Origin of the sequence: Octadecabacter arcticus 238 (genome assembly GCF_000155735.2) — a bacterium.
Taxonomy (GTDB): domain Bacteria; phylum Pseudomonadota; class Alphaproteobacteria; order Rhodobacterales; family Rhodobacteraceae; genus Octadecabacter; species Octadecabacter arcticus.
Map to the genome: position 1 here is coordinate 3,773,531 of NC_020908.1, position 21,184 is coordinate 3,794,714.

Here is a 21,184-nt window from a genome sequence, read left to right on the forward strand (position 1 = left end):
CGGATGAACCATGCGCGCTTCCCTTATTTCGTTGGTCTTTTTGACACTGTCAGCCCTATCGGCGCAGGCTCAGACCAGCGCCCTACAGCTGTTGGAAACCGGAAATGATGCCCGCGGCTGGGAGGCTGTTGGCCGCCTCGACATTGAGGGCAAAGGCTTTTGCACTGGCGTGTTGATCGCGCCTGATCTGGTGATCACCGCGGCCCATTGCATGTATGATAAGGCCGACGGCGTACCGATTGATTCGTCGCGCGTCCAATTCCTCGCAGGTTTGCGGGGCGGGCGACCGGAAGCGTCGCGTTCTGTGCGCAACGCCGTCGTTCACCCGTCCTATGCACATACCGGTGTCGCGACGGCCGATCTTGTGCGCTTTGATGTGGCCCTCCTGCAACTTTCCCACCCGATCCGATCAAGCCACGTGCAACCGTTTGCGGTGTCGACGTCCCTGCACAGCGGCACCGAAATTGGCGTTGTGTCTTACGCACAAGACCGCGCAGATGCGCCGTCACTGCAAGAGATCTGCAACGTGTTGGGCCAACAGGACGGCATCTTGATCATCGATTGTGACGTTGATTTTGGCGCATCAGGTGCGCCGATATTCCGGACCGAAAACGGTGTGCCACGTTTGGTTTCTGTGGTGTCGGCCATGGCTGAAATTGACGGTGAAAAAGTGGCGCTTGGCATGGACCTTGCGGAGCCGATCGCCATTTTACGACTGGCGCTGGAACAGGGTCGAGGTTTATTTTCAACCCCGCCCGCAACCGCACGCATAATCCGCCAAGGCGAACGCGCCGACACTGGTGCGCGGTTCGTGCGCCCATAGATTGCGATCTGGGCTTTGGATCTGGCAGGTCTTGAAACCTGCAAAAAGCCCCCCAAATAGTCTCTATCAGGATGCCAAAGCAGGGTCCTGAACCAACCGCCTTGCCCATTCGGGAAGGCACACACTTATCGCTTTGAAAAGGATAAATACCATGCGAACTTTGAATCTAGCACCGCTGCACCGCGCTACCGTTGGTTTTGACCAGATCACCGATATGATGGACCGCATCATGTCAAATGATACCAACAACCAAACCTATCCCCCTTATAACATTGAAAAAACCGCTGAAGACGGCTGGCGTATTTCCATCGCCGTGGCTGGTTTTTCAGAAGAAGACCTGAACGTGGAAGTCAAAGAAAACGCGTTGCATATCACAGCCAACAAGGCCGAAGATGACAGTGCAAATCCGCAAGAGCGCCGCTTTTTGCACCGCGGCATTGCCACCCGCGCATTCAGCCGCCGGTTTCATTTGGCCGACCACGTAAAAGTCACTGGCGCGTCGCACGAAAACGGGATGTTGCACATCGACCTCGTGCGCGAAGTGCCAGAAGCACTGAAACCCCGCCGCATCGAAATCGCAAAATCAGAGGGCAAAACCGCTGACGTCATCGAGGCCGAAAAAGTGAACTAAACCAAACCTAACGACCAAGAACAACTCTACCGATTAAGAAACGGGCGCGCCGAACCTCCCACGGCGCGTCCGTTTTGCGTTTAGTGTGCCTCCGCCCACGTCGCGCCAATCCCAGCATCCACGACCAGCGGCACGTCAAATTTGACCACCGGATTGGCGGCGTTTTCCATCACCTCGCGGGCAGCTGCGATCAGATCGTGAGCCGCATCCTTGTCGACCTCAAACACCAGTTCATCGTGCACCTGCAACAGCATCTTGGCGGGAAGATGCGCGATGGCCGCGTCCATGCGGATCATCGCGCGCCGGATCACATCCGCAGCTGTACCCTGAATAGGCGCGTTGATCGCCGCACGTTTGGCAAAGCCCGCACCGGGACCTTTGGCGTTGATTTCTGGCGTGTGAATTTTGCGACCGAACAGCGTTTCAACGCGGTTGTGTTCTTTGGCGAACGCGACCGTGTCATCCATGTAGGTGCGAATTCCGGGGAAGCGTTCGAAATACCGGTCAATAAACCCCTGCGCCTCGGCACGTGGAATGCGCAGATTTCGCGCCAAACCAAAGCCCGAAATTCCGTAAATCACCCCAAAGTTGATCGCCTTGGCTTGCCTTCGCACATCGCTCGTCATCTCGTCCAGCGGTACATTGAACATCTCTGACGCGGTCATCGCGTGGATGTCGTGGCCATCGCGAAACGCCTGTTTCAGCGCGTCGATATTCGCGACATGCGCCAAAATCCGCAACTCAATCTGGGAATAGTCCAGCGCCACCAAAACCTTGCCCTCATCGGCGATAAACGCCTCACGAATTTTGCGCCCCTCGTCGGTGCGGATCGGAATATTTTGCAGATTCGGATCGGTGGATGACAGACGCCCCGTGTTGGCCCCCGTGATCGAATAGGACGTATGCACACGTCCAGTTTCGCTGTTGATGTGGGTTTGCAGCGCGTCCGTATAGGTCGATTTCAGCTTGGACAATTGCCGCCAATCCAGTACCAGCCCCGGAAAACCATGTTCCGTCGCAAGGTCTTCGAGGATGTCAGCACCGGTCGCATATTTTCCCGTCTTGCCTTTCTTGCCACCCTCAAGACCCATCTGGTCAAACAGGATTTCACCGACCTGCGCGGGGGAGCCGACGTTGAATTTACCGCCCGCCAGTTCATACAATTCGTCCTCAAGCCCGGCCATCTTTTGCGCGAACGCGTTGGACATCCGGCTTAACGTGTCACGATCCACTTTGATCCCGTACATTTCCATCTTTGCCAGCACCGGAACCAACGGTCGTTCCATCGTTTCATAGACCGACGTCACCTGTTTGCTGTGCAGTTGCGGTTTAAGCACCTGCCACAGGCGCAGGGTAATGTCGGCGTCTTCGGCGGCGTATTTCACGGCTTCTTCCACAGGGACACGATCAAACGTGATGGCAGATTTCCCAGCGCCCAACAAAGGTTTGATCGGGATCGGCGTGTGGCCAAGATATTGTTCTGACAGCACATCCATGCTGTGACGGTTGAGGCCCGCATTCATCGCATAAGACATCAACATCGTGTCATCAATCGGATCCACGGTGATGCCAACACGCTTGAAAATCTTGGCGTCATATTTCATGTTTTGACCGATTTTCAGGATGCTGTCGTCTTCCAGCATCGGCTTTAAAATCGCCAAACAATCCTCAAAATCCATCTGGCCTTCGGCCAAGGCATCATCGCCAAACAGATCATCCGCAGCACCGCCTTTATGGGTCAGCGGGATGTAGCATGCCTGCCCCGCCATCACACAGAGAGACACGCCAACCAGTTCAGCGCGCATTTCGTTCAGCGACGTCGTTTCCGTGTCCACGGCCACATAACCGCGCGCATAAATCCGGTCTATCCAAACCTGCAAGGCGGCGGCGTCTTTGACCCATTCGTATTTTTCCGCGTCAAATGCGACCTGCGCGGGCGCATCGCTGGCCACAGCAACGTCTTCAATCACCGGTGCCTCGACGCCCAGCTTGTCCGAAATCCGCTTCGTCATGGTGCGAAATTCCATCTGGCTGAGGAATTCCAACAGCACATCTGGGTCAGGATCGCGCACTTCCAGATCATCCAGCGTGAACGGCAGGTCCATCTTGTCATCCAGCGTCACCAGCCGCTTTGACAATTCGATCTGGGCGCGATGGTTGATCAGGGTTTCACGGCGTTTGGGCTGCTTGATCTCTGCCGCGCGGTCCAGGAGCGTTTCCAGATCGCCGTATTCGTTGATCAGCAACGCAGCCGTCTTAATCCCGATTCCCGGCGCACCCGGCACGTTGTCTGCCGTGTCCCCCGCAAGCGCTTGCACATCAATCACACGGTTGGGGCCGACGCCAAATTTCTCCTCGACGCCTTCAACATCAATGATCTTGTTGCCCTTCATCGCATCCATCATCACGACGCCGCCGCCTACCAGCTGCATCATGTCTTTGTCGCTGGAAATGATCGTACAACGCCCGCCCGCATCGCGTGCCTGAACGGCCAAGGTCGCGATAATGTCGTCCGCCTCAAAGCCCTCGATTTCCTCACAGGCGATATTGAACGCCCGCGTCGCATCACGGGTCAACGGCATCTGCGGGCGCAAATCTTCGGGCATAGCTTCGCGGTTGGCTTTGTATTGATCATACATCTCATTGCGAAACGTGTGACTGCCTTTGTCGAAAATCACCGCCACATGGGTCACATCACCGCCGACGTTTCCCTCAACATAGCGCTGCAACATATTGCAGAACCCCGACACTGCGCCCACGGGCAGACCATCTGATTTGCGCGTCAGGGGCGGCAGCGCGTGGTACGCGCGGAAAATAAACGCTGATCCGTCGATCAGATGTAGGTGACAGCCTTTGCCGAACGCCATGTGCAGAACCCCTATGCAGACCTGCCCTTGGTAGCCGTGCCAGAGCGCAGGTTCAATCGCTCAGCCGTCCAAATGCCCGTTCCACCACAGCGACAACGTCACAGCATATGGAGTAGGCGTCCAAATCCCGAGCGCGAGCCCCGCATCGGCCTGCTTTTTCCCGAGCCAGACATTGCAGGTCGACAGCACATGAAACCGCCCCACAGCGGAATAAAACGTATCCGTCATCGAAAACCCGTCCAGCTAAAAGGCATTCAGTTCCACGCCCAGATCACCCCCTATCGCGGCGTGCAATGCGTCCAGCTGGGCCTGACTGACCTTGACGCAGCGCAAGGATGGATGGTCAGGCAAGGCGCCGTAAACCTCAAACCGGATCACGCCAGCATCGCCCGTGGCCGCGCCCCAAAGATCGCCAAACCAAAATATAGAAAAACTGTAACTCCCAAGCACCCCAGCCGATAACGGGTTTTTGTCAGTTTTGATGTGAGTCTCCTTGGCCATTAGGCGCATGAATTTTCTGTTGTGGTCTGAATTTCGTGGCGCTGTGACGATTTCTCTGAATCATTGGTGGAATGGACCAAGTTACTGCTCTTGAACAACTCCTCGCCACGGCTCTGCGCAGGATCGCCGAGTTGGAAGCCGCGTTGGCGAGCATGGCGCAAGAGAATGCGGATCTGCGGCGTCAGTTGGCCAAGAACAGCAGTAATAGCAGCAAGCCGCCTTCGAGTGATGGGTTGAAGAAGCCGGTACCGCGTAGCCTGCGTGGTAAGTCCGGTAAGAAAAGTGGTGGCCAAGTTGGCCACCGAGGCGACACCCTACGTCAGACAGCAACGCCTGACTTTGTGGAGCGACATGAGGCTGAGGCCTGTGGCACCTGTCAGCATGGCTTGACGGCTGGGATGATCAAGGCGGTGGAGAGGCGTCAGGTTTATGACATACCGGTGCCGCGTCTGGAGGTCACAGAGCATCAGGCAGCGATTTATTGTTGTGGCCATTGCCGAGCCACGACGACAGCCACCTTTCCCGATGGCGTGAATGCACACGTGCAATACGGTAAGCGCATTCGGGCGGCGGCGGTCTACTGCAATGTTCAGCAGCTGATCCCCGAGGATCGGGTCTGCCAACTCCTGCGTGATTTGTTTGGTGCCACCAGCCTATGCGCGGCCAGCGTGACCAACTGGGTGAACGGCACAGCGCGTACCTTGGGTGGCGTCGTCGAACACATTCTGGCCCGGCTCAATGAAGGCGGCGTTCGGCATCTGGATGAGACCGGACTTCGTGTTGATGGTAAGCTGCACTGGCTGCACTCAATCAGCGATCTCGCCTTCACGCATTATCGCATCAGCGCCAAGCGCGGTGCTGTTCCATCCTTCCTGACCGGCGGGACAATTGTTCATGACCACTGGAAGTCCTATTACGCCCATATGAGTGGGGTGGACGCGCACGCCCTGTGCGGGGCGCATCATTTACGGGAACTCAAGGCCATCGAAGAAATCGAAAAGGAGCCGTGGGCGTGCGCGATGAGCGTGCTGCTCAACAGCGCCAATCAGCTCAAGTGCGCGGCTCAGGGGCGAGGCGAGACCGAACTCCCCACGTCGGTTCACCACGGCATCCTCACCAAATACATGGCGATCCTCACCGAGGGCCTCGCCTTCCATGAGCGACAAGACCCACTGGCTAGACGCACTGGTGCGCGAGGCCGAAAAGCCAGGCGGCCAGGCCATAACCTTCTGGTCCGCTTGCGCGACTACCGTGATGACGTCCTAAGGTTCCTTACGGACTTCACAGTTCCCTTCACCAACAATCAGGCCGAACGGGACCTGCGCATGATGAAGTTGCGCATGAAAATCTCGGGAACTTTCCGCACCCTCGAGGGCGCGCAGGTCTTCGCTGACATCAGATCCGTCATCTCGACGGTCAGAAAACACGGGGGCAATATCCTCGAAACACTCACCCTATCACCACAACAGATCATCGCTCGGCTCTAACGTCGCAAGGGCAACACAAAACCCGATATCCGATGGGGTCCTTGGGAGTTACGAAAAACTGGACTAAGCGCCCACAGAGACAGCCGAAAGGCCCGCTTCACTCAGCGGCAGCCTCACTGTGAACAAATTTGCAATCACAATAGGGGCATTCGACCCAGCCGTCTTCTTTGGCGATTTGCAGCCAGACACGGGGATGGCCCAATGCGCCGCCACCGTCACAGGCGATCCGCCACTCGTTCACAATCTTGGTTTCGGGGGCAGACGTTGTCATTCAATTGCCTCTGGGCTGGGGGCACGCTAGGTGCGCATGTAACGGGGTCATACTAGCGATCCCTGCGCAGCGAACAAGTCGGGAATAATGCGGATGCCAAGGATCGAAAGCCATTCCAATGCACTGGAAATTACCGGCCTGCGCAAAACCTACGCGGCCACCAAACGCAGCCCCGCAAAAGACGCGCTGGTTGGTGTCGATCTGGCAGTACCACGCGGGTCAATATTCGGTCTTTTGGGGCCGAACGGGGCGGGCAAGTCCACCCTGATCAACATCCTTGCAGGGCTTGTGACCAAAACCAGCGGGTCAGTGCGCATTTGGGGGTTCGATCAAGACGAAAACCCGCGCCAATCGCGTGCATCTATCGGAATCATGCCACAAGAACCCAACCTCGATCCGTTCTTTTCGCCGCGCGGGTCGCTGGACGTGCAAGCAGGGCTGTACGGCGTGCCAAAATCGCAACGCCGCACCGAAGAACTGCTGGAACTCACCGGCCTCACCGACAAAGCAGAAGCCTACGCGCGATCGCTGTCTGGTGGCATGCGCCGCCGCCTGCTCTTGGGCAAAGCGCTGGTCCATTCACCGCAAATCCTTGTGCTTGATGAACCTACAGCTGGCGTCGATATCGAATTGCGCAACATGTTGTGGCAACACGTGCGCCGCCTGAACGACGATGGCATGACGATCATCCTGACAACGCACTACCTCGAAGAAGCCGAACAGATGTGTGACCAGATCGCCATCATCAACCACGGCACGGTCATCGCCAATGACACAACCGCAAACCTGCTGGGCCAGCTCGACGCCAAGACCATGGTGATCACACCGGATACACCTGCCGACCTGCCCGCGCTTCCGACCAAAATCGAAGGCCAGAAACGCACCAATGGCACCCTCGCCTTTACCTACAAAACCTCACAAACCCGCGCCGACCAAATCCTGTCTCTGGTCCATGATGCTGGCATTACGATCAAAGACGTGCGCACCGAAGACCCGGACTTGGAAGACGTGTTTCTCAACCTCACAAAAGACTAGCAAGACGCCCCTCATCTTTGCTTGAAAAATATCCCGGGGGAGTCGCAAAGCGGCGGGGGCTGGCCCCCTCTTGGTCGGATTGTTATCGCCTATCTGAAAAATCTTAGCCCATTAACATCGGCCCCAGATTGCGCCCCGCAAGAATGTGCAGGTGGTAGTGCGGCACTTCTTGCACGCCGTCTTCACGGGCGTTTGCCACCGCCCGAAAACCCGCATCCACAGCCTCAAGCCGACAGACTTCGGCGACCGCTTTCATGAACCCGACCTGCTCATCAGCAGACCCGTCCCGCGCAAAATGATCCAGGCTCATATACGGCCCCTTGGGGATCACCAGCACATGCACCGGCGCTTGGGCGTTGATGTCGCGAAATGCCAGCGCATGTTCATTTTCAAACACCGTCTGGTTGGGGATCTCGCCGCGCAAGATTTTGGCAAAAATATTTTGATCGTCATAGGCGTAAACCATCGAAAACCTCTTTAGTCAGCAAATAAATAGGGGGTTTGGGCAATCCCGCGCGCCACGTCTTCTGACACGCCGAGGAATTCGGCAATCGGTCGAGCATTCTCATCCGGGCTGGCCAATTCGCGCACACGCAGATGATTGTTAAAGCCCGCATCGCGAATTCGGTCACTCTCATAGACCACGTCGTATCGGATCGTCGGCAAAAGCTGCTGCATTGTCTCGCCCGTTGTAAGCTCACCGGCCAATCCAACCCGTTTGGCATGGCCTATCAGGTATTCATCGCTAAATTCACACTCCAACTCCAACAGTCGGGTTGTGGATCGGTCAGAAAAGAAGTCCTGCATAAGATCAAGGTTGTCGGTGTCCAGACAAATAATCATCCGATCCGTTTCATAGAAGTCAAACAACATCCGCATCAACGCGCGGCGATGGCGTGTGCGCTTATCCAACGTGGACTGGATTCCGCCCAAGTCGGGCAGGTCGGTGTCCTCTTCGTTAAACAGGTAATCTATCGCCGGAATATTGAGATGGTGTTTGATCGATCCGACAAGCCGCTTGGCGACATGCCATTTCTTACAGGCAATAATCAGCAGCTCGCGCTCGCGTCCCAGTGACGCATCGGTCTCCCAGAACCGCGGCGCGAAACGGCTGCCGACGCGGCCACGTCCGGTCAGGAACCCGAATAGTTTTTGCCCCTCGTCGGAGATTTTGAAATCGTCGCGACCCGAAGCGTACAACACACCGAGCCTGTCCTTGAACTCTGTGGCCTCAGGCGAGATTTTGCGCGCAAACAGAAAATTCTGCGACAGCAGCAAATTGTAATGATCGTTATAAAACGTCACCGGCATCCCGTAATCCGTGAACATCAGGAACGTCAGGGTTCTGTTGTGAATCTCCGGTTCCGGCACCAGATGGCGCACAAGGGTCTGGAAAAACGTCTCGTCAAGAATCCATGTGGTGCGGAAGAATCTCATCACGTCAGGGCGGGTCTTTGTCATGTCCAAGATCCACTCGATCGTGCGACGGCGCAAACACCACCACTGCGACCCGATCATGATTTGCAGATCGGCGGGAATCTTACGCTCAAGCCCGAGCTTTCGCTGCGTCCACCATGAATTATTGAACAACGTCTTGTTTTTGCGTTCGTTAAAGAAATGGCGGTAGATCAGCCGCTCTTCTTTCATGCCGGTCTTGAACCAATCGCTTTCGAAGAAATCGAAACTTTCGATGTAGTCGCAATCTTCCCCGTCCAGCAGCGCCTTTGCATGGCTCGCGGATTTGATCGCCATGCAGTCACCGGACACCATGTGAAAATGTGTCGCCCTTGGAAATGCATCAATTGCAGCCTCAACCGCGTTGAGCGTCGCCTGCACCAAAGACCATTCTCCCCATCCGCATCTGACCCGTTTTTTGGCAAATGCAACGTTTGGATTGTCGACCAAAGCGGCATAAATAAGGGCATAAGCTTCTTTCGGGGCGCTGGCGTCAAAATGGATCGCGATGTAGTCACCCACCGCCGTCAGCTGTTCAGCCTGATGCACGATGGCCTCAGGGTCTTTGTGACACAGCAAGATGAAGGCGATTTTTGCCATTTTGGAAACGGTTTGCCCCTACGATCAGGATTGTGTTCGGTTATGTTTCTCATGTGTAAACGTGAAGACGCATTGAATAAACACGAATTCTTTGTTCTCTACTCCCGCGCCTGAATTGACCTGAGGTTTTCCCCTCAAATCACTTTGTATTCCTTGAGCGATATGACGCGGAAGTTGTCGGTGACGGTGTCGCGGAACTCTGGCTATTTTTCTGGCAGGGTCTTGCGGAAGAAGTCGAAAATGGCCTCTGTGAATTGGTTGAACGTTGCATAGTGCCGATTGTGGGTGACCCATTTGTGCATAACACCCCAAAGACGCTCGATCGGGTTGAGGTGCGGGGCATATGCTGGCAAGAAATGCAACTTCACCCGACGTTCTGGGCTGTCCAGCCATGGCTGTAGTATCTTGGCATGATGATAGCGGGCATTGTCGACAAAGACGTGGATGGCCGTCTTGGTTTGGTTGTTGCGTTCCAACTTTTCCAGCATCTGTCGGGTTGTCTGGGCATTGATCTTCTCGCCTTCCACAAAGGTGAACTGGAAAGTCTCAAGTTCAAGCGCGCCCTGAATGTTGAGCCGCTTGCGCCCTGATGTCGCCTTCAGGGCCGTCTTTTGTCCCTTGGGGAACCAACCATGGGCGGGGCGGCTCTGGTGTTCGGGGTGGACAGCGTCCGAAAAGACAACCATCTCATCTGCGGCCAACCCGTTCATCAGGGCCTCATATTTGGCAATAAACGCAGCCTGCTTGGCTTCATCGGCCTGTGCAGGCAGCAATTGTGGTTTCTTATACGCGAACCCCAGGCGGCGCATCAGCTTGGCGGCTCCCGACGTGCTGTAGTTTTGGTCGCACTCGGCTAGAACATAGGCACAGACCTCATCGGCATTGCGGGCAGGCTGCGCGGTGAAATGGGCTCTCACCGCCTGCTCTTGCACGACGGACAAATGACCCTGACGCTGGCTGTAGTCCTTCAGACCGAAAAACGATAGTCCCGCACCGGCAAAGGCAAATCGCCACTCCGTCAAAACTGTCGGGCCAATATCCAAAATCCGGCAAACCGTTCCGGCGTCTTCTCCTGCGTCCAAAAGAAGAAACGCGCGCGCCCGTTTCCAAACAAGGGCGTCAACTTTGCGGCGGCGGCAAAGCGCTTCAAGTGCTATGCGCTGCTCGTCGGATAAGGAGACTGTTTTGTATTGCTTGCTCATAAACTCAAAATACAGACTGAACCGCCTTTGGCCATGCGACGAAGTGAATCGCAGGCCCAAAATCGTCAGGTCAATTCAGGCGCAGGAGTATCTTAGTCAAAAGCTCTGCCGACGTGATCGGCGACGCGCCAAAATAAGGACTAACACATGGGTTTCCCCGGCACCTGGATGACCGAAACCGAAAGTGTGGTGTACCGCGTGGTGCCCAAAAGCGCCTGCTCGACCATCGGCCAGATCATGTATTATTCCGATCATGGCGAATTTTTTGACGGGGATATCCATGACGCGCAAGGCGGCATTCACAAATGGGCGATGGAAGACAGTCAGCCGTTGATCACCGCCAACGTCAAAAACCACACGAGCTATTCGTTCACCTGTGTGCGCAATCCCTACACACGAATCTTGTCATCGTTCTTTGACAAAATTTGCAGCATCCAGCGTAATGGCAAACGCTACCGTGGCAATCTTGTACCGCTGTTGATCCAGAAATACGGGATCGAGGTTGGTTCACCCGAAGAAGGGTTCGAATTTGACCAGATCAAATCATTTCGCCGATTCTTGTTATTCGCCCGTGACACCATCAAATACCGCCGCCCCATGGACCCCGACATCCACTGGTCCGCGATGTCAGGCCATATTAGCACGTTCATCATCAACGGCGGGCGCTACGACAAGATCGTATGGACCGAACAGTTCAACGACGGCATGCAGCAGGTTCTGGATGGGATCAAAACCCCAAATCCGATCGAACTGTCGGGGATTCCGCGGTTCAACGAATCCGAAGGCCACGGACCAACACGCGCCCATCCGGTCGAGGACTACTTTGACGAACTGTCGATGCACATGATGTATGAAATCTATAAGAAAGATTTCAACCTGTTCAAATATGACTTTGAAAATCCGGGCAACAAGATGCCCGTGGGTGAGATTGATTTGGACGAAGTTCATGCAAAACTGGGCGAATGATAGCCAGTTATTCAGGCCCCGCTTTGGAAAAATCTGGGCCTGAAGGACCGCATGCGCTGCGCGGCCCTCAACCGGCCTGAGGGCGACCCGCTCCCCTTTTTGGACCGCGCGCCTGATGTTGAAACTGATGATCCGCAAAAATTATGCCAGCACTGGTTTGAGCCGCGCCCTGACCTATCTAAAAACTTTGCATAAAGGGCATTAAATGATCGTTCTTATCCTAGGCAGTGGCCCGAATGTGACGCAGGCAGCGGGTTGGCAGCGCGCGCCGTTTGATCGGATCGTCGCGATCAACAACGCGTGGCAGGTACGCCCTGATTGGGACGACTTGATCCATCCCTCCGATTTTGCGCCAGACCGCCAGCCCACGTCGCTGCGCGACGGCCAGCGCATCATCACCTACAAAGATTACGTTCCGGCGCAAAACGCCCTTGGCGGGTTTGTGTACGGCGGCGGCACGATGGCCTTTACCGCCGGATATTGGGCCCTGCAGACGTTGCGCCCCAGCGTGTTGGCCTACCTTGGCTGCGATATGACCTATGATCAGACGCATACACACTTCTACGGAACCGGCACCGCTGATCCGCTGCGCGACGACGTAACCTTGCGTTCACTCGAGGCGAAATCCGCGCGTTTGCAGGCCTTGGCACACAGGCAAGGCTGCGCCTGCGTGAACCTGTCGTTGGAACCCAGCCGCCTCGTTTTTGGACGCGGGCGACCTGACGCACTGTCGCATCGGCCTCACCTGAACCAAGCCGCAATCGACAATGCCCTGCGGCTTGAAAAAGATGCAGGCTATATGGTGGCGTCCGGTAAATACTGGAAAGAAGAGAGCCGGTTTGACACGGACGTCATTGACGAAATTGACGCCGCGTGGCTGGCGACTCTTGTGCAGTAGCCGCTAGATCAGCCCGCGTTCGCTAAACACCTGTGCCATGTTGATTTCAGGCCGAGGGCCGATATGCCCAATCACCTCTGCCGCGCACAACACACCCATCTGCGCCGCGACATCCAACGTCCGGCCCGTGGACACACCATATAGGAAACCAGCCGCGAACTGATCGCCAGCACCCGTGGCGTCCACCGGTGTCACCGCCGTTACATCCGCCGTAAAACGCTGCGCCCCTTGCTGGATCCAAACCGAATCGCCGGACCGCGTGCAGGCAACGATGCCGCAGACCTCAGCCGCCTGTCGCAGCGCATCATTCAAATCGTCTGTTTCATACAGCGTCAACCATTCAGCGTCGTTGCCAATGGCGATGTCCATATCCTCAGCGATCAGACGTTTGAAATCGTCGCGGTGACGTTCGGCGCAGAACGGATCAGAAATCGTAATGACTGACCGCCCACCCGCTGCTTTCATCCGCTGTGCCGCCTCGGAAAACGCGGTTTTGCCCTCGTCTTTGTCGAACAAGTACCCCTCAAGGAACAACAGCCCCGTGCCAAACACATCCGGCACTTCGGCGGACGAAATATCCGCCCCTGCACCAAGGTATGTGTTCATCGACCGCTCCCCGTCAGGGGACACAAAGATCATTGACCGCGACGTTGGAAATTCGACGTCTTGGGGCGACAACGGAAATGCAGTGCCAGCCTTTTGCAACGACTCCGCATAGAGTTTGCCCAATGCGTCGTCTTTCACCTTGCCGATAAAGGCCGTCTGCAAACCAAGTTCACCAATGCCGGCAATCGTGTTGGCGACCGATCCACCCGGCGCTTCGACGCGGCTGTCCATGGACGCATACAGCAATTCCGCGCGGTCGCGTTCGATCAGCTGCATGATGCCTTTGGTGATGCCCATCTGGTCCAGAAACGTGTCGCTGCTGGGGGCGATCACATCGACAATTGCGTTGCCGATACCGATGACGTCGTAATTTACTGGGTTACTCATTCTGTTTTATCCTCAAACTGGCATAGGTCACGGATGTGACAGGCCTTACATTTAGGTTTGCGCGCGATGCAGATATACCGGCCGTGCAAAATCATCCAGTGGTGGGCGTGCAATTGAAAATCCGCAGGGATATTATCCTCAATCGCGCGTTCAACTGCGTCGACATTTTTGCCCGGCGCAATGCCGCTGCGATTACCGAGCCGGAAGATATGCGTGTCGACCGCCTGTGCGGGCTGGCCCCACCACATATTCAGCACCACATTGGCCGTCTTGCGCCCGACACCGGGCAGGGATTGCAAGGCGGCACGGGAGTTCGGCACGACGCCATCATATTCATCGACCAAAAGCTGGCTCATCTTGATAACGTTCTTGGCTTTGTTGCGAAACAACCCGATGGTTTTGATGTGCTCAACCACGCCATCAAGACCCAGATCCAGCATCTTTTGCGGCGTATCGGCGATCTTGAACAGTGCGGCGGTGGCCTTGTTCACGCCCTTGTCGGTCGCCTGCGCCGATAGCGCCACTGCAACAACCAAGGTATAGGCATTCACGTGATCCAGCTCCCCCAAGGGTTCCGGTTCGCCCGCCTGAAAGCGGGTAAAAATCTCGCGGATCGTGTGATAATCTAATTGCTTAGCCATGCATCCCTTTTGCCGAAACCTGTCCCAATGAACAAGGCGCAACAATCGGGTCGCACCAAAGGTCGCGCACCGTTACTTTCATGTCATGGAACAGTCTGACCGATATCATTACCATGTCATCCGCCGCGCGTTGGACGCGATCGATCAATCGCCAACGCCGCTCACGCTCGACGGGTTGGCGGCGGCAATGAATATGTCGCCCGCGCACTTCCAACGGGTTTTTAGCCGCTGGGTAGGTGTGTCGCCAAAGCGCTACCAGCACTACCTGCGGCTGGATCATGCCAAGACAATGCTGGCAGAAAACTTTACCACGCTTGCCACAGCGGACGCTGTCGGTCTGTCTGGATCTGGTCGCCTGCACGACCTATTCCTGAAATGGGAAGCGATGAGTCCAGGTGAGTACGCCAAAGGCGGCGCGGATCACTATATTTTTTGGGGTTGGTTTGAAAGCCCCTTTGGCCCGTCGATTGTCATGGGCACAGACAAAGGGATTTGCGGCCTCGGTTTCGCCGATGAAATGGGCGCTGACGCCGCGATGCACGATCTGCTGCGCCGCTGGCCGAATGCCAGATTTGCGGAAAACCCTGCCCGCCTGAAGCCTTGGGTCGACACCGCGTTTGGCGTGACCCCGACAGACGACAAGGCACCGCTTTATCTGATCGGCGCGCCGTTCCAGCTCAAGGTGTGGGAGGCGTTGTTGTCAATCCCGTCAGGCCACGTCACCAGCTATTCCGACATCGCGCAATCCATCGGCGCACCGCGTGCTGTGCGGGCTGTCGGCACCGCTGTTGGGCGCAATCCGGTCAGTTGGCTGATTCCCTGCCACCGTGCTTTGCGAAAATCCGGCGCATTGGGTGGCTATCACTGGGGTCTGCCCGTCAAACGCGCCCTTCTCGCGTGGGAAAGTGCGCGTGAGGATGCAATCTAAGATGTTGTTTTACATCTATACTTTATTCAACCATCGGCGGAACTTTGCCAAACCTCATCGCGTTATTGGATAACATGAGGCGATGACCGATATATCAGACCTTAAGTGCACCATGTTCGGTGCCCAACAATGGAATTTGAATAATGATCCTGTCCAAAATGACCTTCGCCGTTGCTCTGTCTGGCGTCTTGGTACTCTCTGCCTGCGACACAGTGACTGATCCAAACAACCCGAACCGCAACGCTCAGACGGCCGCTATTGTCGGCGCTGGCCTCGGCGCTGCCGTTGGCATCGCCCGTGGTGACAGCGCTGGAGAACGCAATCGCGGCGCAGTCCTTGGTGCCCTTGTCGGTGCTGGCCTTGGTGCAGGTGTCGGGACGCTGCTTGATCGCCAAGAAGCAGAACTGCGCCAGCAGATGGGGTCCAACGCGCAGATCGTGAACACAGGCAGCCAGCTTATCGTGACACTGCCACAAGACATCCTGTTCGACACGGGCAGCGCCGCCCTGTCTGGTGGATTGCGCAGTGATCTGAATGCACTGGCCGCATCAATGAACAACTTCCCGAACTCGACTGTCAACGTCATCGGCCATACAGATTCGGACGGAACTGCCGCGTTTAACCAAGACCTGTCCGCGCGCCGTGCGCAGGCCGTGTCGTCTGTGTTGATCCAGTCCGGTGTGTCCGCGAACCGCATCCGGTCTATCGGGCGCGGCGAAGATGCGCCCATCGCGTCCAACCTAAACGCAGAAGGTAAACGTCAAAACCGCCGCGTGGAAATCACGATCACGCCAAACGGCTAAACTCTGCCTCTCTAAAGAAAGGGCCGTCCCTATATGGGGCGGCCTTTTTTTGTTTTCGGACGCAGGTTACGGGGCCAGTCAGACTCATCACTTCCCTTAGGTGGCGTTTGGTCATATCATCTTACCAATCTCTGAAAGGGGTCCTATGCCGTTCGAACCCATCCAGCCTGAGAAGATATCGCAAACTGTTGTGCGCCAGATCGAACAGTTGATTCTGCGCGGCATCCTTAAACCGGGTGAACGTTTGCCGTCAGAACGCGAACTGTCTGAACGCCTCAGCGTGTCCCGCCCGTCCCTGCGCGAAGCATTGGCGGAGCTGCAAGACAGCGGCCTTCTGGCCAGCCGCGCCGGATCAGGTGTGTTCGTCGGCGACGTGTTGGGATCGGCGTTTTCAGAAACCTTGGTGCGGCTGTTTTCAAGCCACGACGAAGCCGTGTTTGACTACATCGACTTTCGCCGCGACATGGAAGGGCTGGCCGCGCACCGCGCCGCAACGGTGGGCAGTGACACCGACTTAAACATCACCGACGCGATCTTCATGAAAATGGAGGCCGCCCACGCCAAACGAAATCCCGCCGAAGAAGCCGCGCTAGACGCGGATTTTCATCTGAGCATCATCGAGGCGAGCCATAATGTCATCATGCTGCACATGATGCGTTCGATGTATCAACTGCTGCAGGAAGGCGTGTTTTATAACCGTCAGGTCATGTTCAAACAACGCACCACCCGCGACATGCTGCTGGATCAGCACCGTGCGATCAACGACGCCTTGCAAGCGCGCGACGCCGAAGGCGCACGCACCGCGGTTGAACAACATTTGGGGTTCGTCGAAGACGCACTGGTTAACCACAAAAAGGCCGAACGCCACGAAACGATTGCCAAGAAACGGTTTCAACACGAGCTTAAGCGATAGCCAAACGAAAAAGGCCCCGCGCATCAGTGCGCAGGGCCTTTTTTTAAATTCATCTGGGCTCTAGTGCAGTTTCGCGCCGACCTCGGCAATTGCATCATCAATCAACTTGTTCGCATCGGCAGGCGTTGTCTGCGCGGCAATCACATCCTGTGCAGCGGCAACAGCCACCTTCACAGCCTGATTTCGCACTTCGCGAATGGCGGATGCCTTTGCGCTTGCGATCTGGTCTTCAGCAGCGGCCAAACGGCGCACGATCGACGACTTGATGTCTTCTTTGGCCTGCTCACCCGCGAGGGTCGCTTCTTCTTTGGCGTTTGCCACGATCCGGTCCGCTTGCGCCTGAACTTCACGTTGCTTTCGCTCGTATGAGGCCAGCAAAGTCTGAGCTTCTTCGCGCAGTGCCTTGGCTTCATCTATATCGGATTTGATGCCTTCGGCGCGCTTGTCCAGCAGACCCGTCAGCATCCCCGGAACCTTGTACTTAAGCAGCACGCCGATGAAGATGATAAACGCGATCAGAACGATCAGGTCCGTGTTGTCCAGATGCCAGAAGTCGGACGAGAACGGGTTCTTGCTGGCCGCCAATGCAGGCGATGCAGCGAGTGTGATCAGGGTTGCGAGTTTGAATTTCATGTCATTACCCTTTCATCCGTGCGGTGACGGCTTCAGTTACCGCCTTGGCGTCTGCTTTGCCGCCGAACGCGGCAATGATCTCATTGGCAGTGTCTTTGGCGACGGCTTTCACCGCGTCAGTGGCACCGGCATGAATATCGGCAATTGCTTTTTCGCTTTCAGCCGTTTGCGCGGCGATCTCGGCGTCGGCCTTGGCCATCTGCACGTCCAGCTCTCCTTGGATGTCAGCCTTGGCTTGCGCCACGATCTTACCGGCCTCAGAACGGGCATCGGCGAGGGCTTTGTCGTATGCGGCCTCAGCCTCAATCGCGCGTTGCTTAAGTTCTTCAGCAGCCGCGATGTCATTTGTAATGGTGCCCTGACGTTCAGCCAAAACCGCGCCAATCCGTGGCAACGCCACGCGGGACAAAATCATGTAGATCACGACGAGCGTGACCAGGAGCCAGAAAATCTGGTTCGGGAAGGTCGAAAAATCTAGCTGCGGCATTCCTGCCCCGCCAGCGTCGGCCCCGTGTTCGACCGGTGTATCAGCCATGGATCGCGTCCCTCTCGAAAATCTGGTGTGATGTCGGCCCGTCCCCTATAGGAAATTCGGCCAAAATCGGGGGTCTTAATTTAGGGGGAAACCGTTGGATTCCCCCCCTAAGCGTAAGGATCTTGATGTTGTGTCTTAGACCGCGAACATCAGCAGCAATGCGACGAGGAACGAGAAGATCCCCAGTGCTTCTGCGAATGCGATGCCGATAAACAGCGTAGCAGTCTGACCGGCAGCAGCCGATGGGTTACGCAGCGCGCCTGCGAGGAAGTTGCCAGCCACGTGACCAACACCGATTGCGGCAGCGCCGGAACCGATTGCAGCCAAGCCAGCGCCGATGTGTGCGAGTTCGCCTTCCATAGTATATCTCCTTACGATTGGAAGTTTAGCATCCCGGGGCTATTCCCCGAGGAAGCATTCTTAGTAATTAGTGTGACGGGTGAAGCGCGTCTTTTAGATAAACGCACGTCAGGATTGTGAACACGTAGGCCTGAATGGCCGATACGAGGACTTCGAGCGCGTAGATCGCGACGACGCCGAGAATGGCGATGGGCGCAACCAACAGGCCGACCTGTGCAAAGCCCGCAAAGACCTTGAGAACGGCGTGTCCCGCCATCAAGTTGCCCGCCAAACGAATGGAGTGGCTGACCGGACGAACGAAGTAAGAGATGATTTCGATCACGGCGAGGATCGGACGCAGCGCCAATGGCGCACTGGAAACCCAGAACAGACCCAAGAAAGCGGCGCCGTTTTTGACAAAGCCAAGGATCGTGACGGTAAAGAACACTGCAAACGCAAGGATCGCCGTCACCGCAATGTGGCTGGTGGTGGTGAACGCCATCGGCAACAAGCCAAGGAAGTTCGAAAATAGAATGAAGATGAACAACGTGAAGATATAGGGGAAATACTTGATCCCATCCTTACCCGTTACGTCTTCGACCATTGTGTAAACGAATCCGTACAGCGTTTCAGCGACCGACTGTGTGCGGCTCGGAACAACAGCGCGTTTGCGCGTGCCGATAACCAGCAACAAAACGATACAGACAACAGCAATCGCCATCCACATGGTGACGTTGGTAATTGTATACCAATGGATCGGACCTTCGCCGAACATGCGGTGAACTTCGAACTGATCAAGCGGGTGGAATTCAAGTCCGCCGCCTTCGCTGTGTACTTCGCCTGCCATCAGTCGCCCTCACTCTTGTCGGCCTGTTTGACCAACTGTTCGTTTTGCATCTCAGCCGCGGATCGCATCATGGTTTTTATACCAGCCGCAAACCCGAGCAATATAAACAGCACCATAAAGATGGGCATGGTCCCGAACAAAACGTCCAGCCCGTACCCGATGCCGAAACCGATCCCAAGACCGGCCACTAATTCGATCACCATCCGCCACGCCATATTGGCTTGTGAATAATGCTCCTCGGACCGGGGCTTTTTGACTTCACCGCCTTTGGCCGTCGCAATCCTGTCTTCCAGCGCCTTGAGGCGGGTGGCGTGATCGTTCGGGTCGTGCGGATCGGACATGACAAAGCCTATTCCTTGGTTGGATGTTGGATAAGATGCGGGCCGGACAGAGTCAAGCTGAGGAATGGCGTAGCTAAGCTGCTGTTTTTATTGAGTTGTACTGGTCAAGATGAAGGGGAGCGGGGCGTTTTGGGCCGTTGGTGCGGACTTGCGATATTCAACCAAATGGTTGACGTTTCGCGCACATCACGCTTGATGACGCCATGATGATGTCCCTCGATACCGTATTCGCCGCCCTAAGCGACCCCACCCGCCGCACCATCCTTGCGATGTTGTTGGAAGACGATATGGCTGTGACCGACGTGGCACACCCGTTCACAATGTCACTGGCAGCGATTTCCAAACACCTGCACGTGCTAACGGCGGCGGGCCTGATCAGCCAAGAAAAACGCGGTCGGGTGAAGTGGTGCAAACTGGAACCGGACGCCCTGCGTGAAGCGTCGATCTGGATGCAAAGTTTCGGACAATTCGAAGCGGTCAATCTTGATGCGTTCGAGCGGTTCTTGGCAACAGAGTTGCCCGACACGGCCATCGACGCGCCGAGCGACTAGAGCTCCCAGCCTTCCGCTTCTTTCTTCAGAAATGTCAGGAAGGCCTGCACCTTCGTCGTGCGATGTAAATCGACGTGCGTGACAAGCCACAATGGACCGGACCATTCCTCCTCACTCGGGATGACTTCAACCAGTTCAGGATGCCGTTTGAGTTCCCACGTGGCGACGAATCCAATCCCCGCCCCCTCAAGAACCGCATCAAACATCGCGCGGTGATCCGTTGTGCGAAACACAATCCGGTTTTGCGGCACCTTTTCGGTCAGCCAGCGATTGAACGGAGCGCGGCTTTCAGCGCTATCGTGGCCAATAAACCAATGATTGACCAAATCGCTCTCTCCGTCTGGCAAACCGTACTCCGCAATGTAGGACGGCGCTGCCACCAGATGCATTGTCTGGCTCACAAACGGCTGCACGACATTGTCCGGCTGGTTGGGGGCTTCGCCCGCGCGGATCGCCACATGTGCCTCACCATATTCCAGTCGAAACAGCCGATCACCCGTCAGGAACCGCACGGTCAGATCGGGGTTTTCGCGGCGGAATTTTGCTAGAACCGGCGTCAGGATTGGCGACAGCATGATCAGTGACGTCACCACCAGATCGCCTGACACGCCTTCGCCTTGGCCGCGAATGCGCCCCGCCAACTGAGTGAACTGGTCATCCGTCGCGGCGGCCACCTGCATTAAGTCCTGCCCGGCTTCCGTTGCGGTATAGCCGCGCGCGTGGCGCTGAAACAGTTTCACCCCAAGCCGCTGTTCCAACGCGTCAATATGGCGAATGACAGTGGCATGGTGCACGCCCAGCACATCGGCGGCACCGCTCACCGTGCCAATCCGCGCGACCTGAAACGCGGTGCGGATTTCATCCCAGTTGTCCATGGTCACCCCTGTGCGAATACGAACAATTGCTGCTCCATTTCTCTTATAG

General features: G+C 56.1%; 24 protein-coding genes and 1 pseudogene. 10 read left to right on the forward strand and 15 right to left on the reverse strand.

From position 1 onward, the window contains the following. Positions 1–10 precede the first annotated feature (10 nt). Together OA238_RS19440 and OA238_RS19445 are read left to right on the forward strand one after the other, a co-directional pair. A complete protein-coding gene (locus OA238_RS19440; protein WP_015496508.1) occupies positions 11–823 on the forward strand; it encodes a trypsin-like serine peptidase in 813 nt (270 codons plus the stop codon). 151 nt (positions 824–974) lie between these two features. Continuing rightward, complete coding sequence (locus tag OA238_RS19445) at positions 975–1,454, forward strand: Hsp20 family protein (RefSeq protein ID WP_015496509.1); 480 nt, start codon at positions 975–977, stop codon at positions 1,452–1,454. A gap of 80 nt (positions 1,455–1,534) precedes the next feature. Here OA238_RS19445 and polA read toward each other — a convergent pair whose 3' ends face one another. From polA to OA238_RS19455, 3 genes are read right to left on the reverse strand one after another with little or no spacing between them, the layout of a single operon-like run. Next, entirely contained in the window at positions 1,535–4,321 is a 2,787-nt protein-coding gene (gene polA / locus OA238_RS19450) for a DNA polymerase I (protein WP_015496510.1), read from the reverse strand. 60 nt (positions 4,322–4,381) lie between these two features. After that, positions 4,382–4,549: a DUF2459 domain-containing protein gene (locus tag OA238_RS30565; protein WP_083906782.1), complete on the reverse strand. Its 168-nt coding sequence runs from the start codon at positions 4,547–4,549 to the stop codon at positions 4,382–4,384. A gap of 15 nt (positions 4,550–4,564) precedes the next feature. Beyond that, complete coding sequence (locus tag OA238_RS19455) at positions 4,565–4,822, reverse strand: hypothetical protein (protein ID WP_144055943.1); 258 nt, start codon at positions 4,820–4,822, stop codon at positions 4,565–4,567. Between the two features lie 71 nt (positions 4,823–4,893). Here OA238_RS19455 and tnpC point away from each other — a divergent pair, with 71 nt between their 5' ends. Then, positions 4,894–6,309 carry an IS66 family transposase gene (gene tnpC, locus OA238_RS19460; protein WP_015496146.1) on the forward strand — a complete coding sequence of 472 codons (1,416 nt, stop codon included), beginning with the start codon at positions 4,894–4,896 and terminating at the stop codon, positions 6,307–6,309. 97 nt (positions 6,310–6,406) lie between these two features. Here the strand turns inward: tnpC and OA238_RS30570 are convergent, their stop codons facing one another. Beyond that, the gene (locus tag OA238_RS30570; protein ID WP_015496511.1) at positions 6,407–6,580 is read right to left on the reverse strand and encodes a zinc-finger domain-containing protein; all 174 of its coding nucleotides are present in this window, start codon (positions 6,578–6,580) and stop codon (positions 6,407–6,409) included. A 93-nt stretch (positions 6,581–6,673) separates the two neighbouring features. Here OA238_RS30570 and OA238_RS19465 point away from each other — a divergent pair, with 93 nt between their 5' ends. After that, positions 6,674–7,615, forward strand: coding sequence for an ABC transporter ATP-binding protein (locus tag OA238_RS19465; protein ID WP_015496512.1), 942 nt, complete (start codon positions 6,674–6,676; stop codon positions 7,613–7,615). A 103-nt stretch (positions 7,616–7,718) separates the two neighbouring features. On the opposite strand, the gene OA238_RS19470 is transcribed toward OA238_RS19465, so the two are convergent. From OA238_RS19470 to OA238_RS19480, 3 genes and pseudogenes are all read right to left on the reverse strand, one after another. Further along, on the reverse strand, positions 7,719–8,081 hold the full coding sequence (locus tag OA238_RS19470) for an HIT domain-containing protein (RefSeq protein ID WP_015496513.1): 363 nt from the start codon (positions 8,079–8,081) through the stop codon (positions 7,719–7,721). Between the two features lie 11 nt (positions 8,082–8,092). Beyond that, a complete protein-coding gene (locus tag OA238_RS19475) occupies positions 8,093–9,670 on the reverse strand; it encodes a DUF5928 domain-containing protein (protein WP_015496514.1) in 1,578 nt (525 codons plus the stop codon). Between the two features lie 134 nt (positions 9,671–9,804). Further along, positions 9,805–10,872 (reverse strand): annotated as a pseudogene (locus tag OA238_RS19480) (IS630 family transposase). Between the two features lie 147 nt (positions 10,873–11,019). Between OA238_RS19480 and OA238_RS19485 the strand changes: the two are divergent. Both OA238_RS19485 and OA238_RS19490 read left to right on the forward strand, forming a co-directional pair. Beyond that, positions 11,020–11,838: a sulfotransferase family protein gene (locus OA238_RS19485; RefSeq protein WP_015496516.1), complete on the forward strand. Its 819-nt coding sequence runs from the start codon at positions 11,020–11,022 to the stop codon at positions 11,836–11,838. A 205-nt stretch (positions 11,839–12,043) separates the two neighbouring features. Further along, on the forward strand, positions 12,044–12,736 hold the full coding sequence (locus OA238_RS19490; protein ID WP_015496517.1) for a hypothetical protein: 693 nt from the start codon (positions 12,044–12,046) through the stop codon (positions 12,734–12,736). A 3-nt stretch (positions 12,737–12,739) separates the two neighbouring features. Here OA238_RS19490 and OA238_RS19495 read toward each other — a convergent pair whose 3' ends face one another. Then, positions 12,740–13,729 carry an adenosine kinase gene (locus OA238_RS19495; RefSeq protein WP_015496518.1) on the reverse strand — a complete coding sequence of 330 codons (990 nt, stop codon included), beginning with the start codon at positions 13,727–13,729 and terminating at the stop codon, positions 12,740–12,742. Then, the gene (gene nth, locus OA238_RS19500; protein WP_015496519.1) at positions 13,726–14,370 is read right to left on the reverse strand and encodes an endonuclease III; all 645 of its coding nucleotides are present in this window, start codon (positions 14,368–14,370) and stop codon (positions 13,726–13,728) included. Before nth ends, OA238_RS19495 begins: the two co-directional genes overlap by 4 nt. Positions 14,371–14,455: 85 nt before the next feature. Between nth and OA238_RS19505 the strand changes: the two genes are divergently transcribed. From OA238_RS19505 to OA238_RS19515, 3 genes are all read left to right on the forward strand, one after another. Then, on the forward strand, positions 14,456–15,298 hold the full coding sequence (locus OA238_RS19505; RefSeq protein ID WP_044037216.1) for a methylated-DNA--[protein]-cysteine S-methyltransferase: 843 nt from the start codon (positions 14,456–14,458) through the stop codon (positions 15,296–15,298). A gap of 143 nt (positions 15,299–15,441) precedes the next feature. Then, positions 15,442–16,101: a YiaD family glycine zipper/OmpA-like lipoprotein gene (locus OA238_RS19510; protein ID WP_015496521.1), complete on the forward strand. Its 660-nt coding sequence runs from the start codon at positions 15,442–15,444 to the stop codon at positions 16,099–16,101. A gap of 145 nt (positions 16,102–16,246) precedes the next feature. Beyond that, positions 16,247–17,014, forward strand: a complete 768-nt coding sequence (locus tag OA238_RS19515; RefSeq protein ID WP_015496522.1) for a FadR/GntR family transcriptional regulator — start codon at positions 16,247–16,249, stop codon at positions 17,012–17,014. A gap of 60 nt (positions 17,015–17,074) precedes the next feature. On the opposite strand, the gene OA238_RS19520 is transcribed toward OA238_RS19515, so the two are convergent. The 5 genes from OA238_RS19520 to OA238_RS19540 all read right to left on the reverse strand — a co-directional run bounded on the left by OA238_RS19520 (position 17,075) and on the right by OA238_RS19540 (position 19,709). Beyond that, entirely contained in the window at positions 17,075–17,647 is a 573-nt protein-coding gene (locus tag OA238_RS19520; RefSeq protein WP_015496523.1) for a F0F1 ATP synthase subunit B, read from the reverse strand. Between the two features lie 4 nt (positions 17,648–17,651). Continuing rightward, positions 17,652–18,182, reverse strand: a complete 531-nt coding sequence (locus OA238_RS19525; RefSeq protein WP_015496524.1) for a F0F1 ATP synthase subunit B' — start codon at positions 18,180–18,182, stop codon at positions 17,652–17,654. A 135-nt stretch (positions 18,183–18,317) separates the two neighbouring features. After that, positions 18,318–18,542: a F0F1 ATP synthase subunit C gene (locus tag OA238_RS19530; RefSeq protein WP_015496525.1), complete on the reverse strand. Its 225-nt coding sequence runs from the start codon at positions 18,540–18,542 to the stop codon at positions 18,318–18,320. Between the two features lie 67 nt (positions 18,543–18,609). Further along, positions 18,610–19,368, reverse strand: coding sequence for a F0F1 ATP synthase subunit A (locus OA238_RS19535; protein WP_015496526.1), 759 nt, complete (start codon positions 19,366–19,368; stop codon positions 18,610–18,612). Continuing rightward, positions 19,368–19,709, reverse strand: a complete 342-nt coding sequence (locus OA238_RS19540) for an AtpZ/AtpI family protein (RefSeq protein WP_015496527.1) — start codon at positions 19,707–19,709, stop codon at positions 19,368–19,370. The genes OA238_RS19535 and OA238_RS19540 overlap by 1 nt, the downstream gene beginning before the upstream one ends. Before the next feature lie 203 nt (positions 19,710–19,912). On the opposite strand from OA238_RS19540, the gene OA238_RS19545 reads away from it, so the two are divergent. After that, positions 19,913–20,260, forward strand: coding sequence for an ArsR/SmtB family transcription factor (locus OA238_RS19545; protein WP_015496528.1), 348 nt, complete (start codon positions 19,913–19,915; stop codon positions 20,258–20,260). Here OA238_RS19545 and OA238_RS19550 read toward each other — a convergent pair. Next, the gene (locus tag OA238_RS19550) at positions 20,257–21,135 is read right to left on the reverse strand and encodes a LysR family transcriptional regulator (RefSeq protein WP_044037218.1); all 879 of its coding nucleotides are present in this window, start codon (positions 21,133–21,135) and stop codon (positions 20,257–20,259) included. The genes OA238_RS19545 and OA238_RS19550 overlap by 4 nt on opposite strands. Positions 21,136–21,184 lie beyond the last annotated feature (49 nt).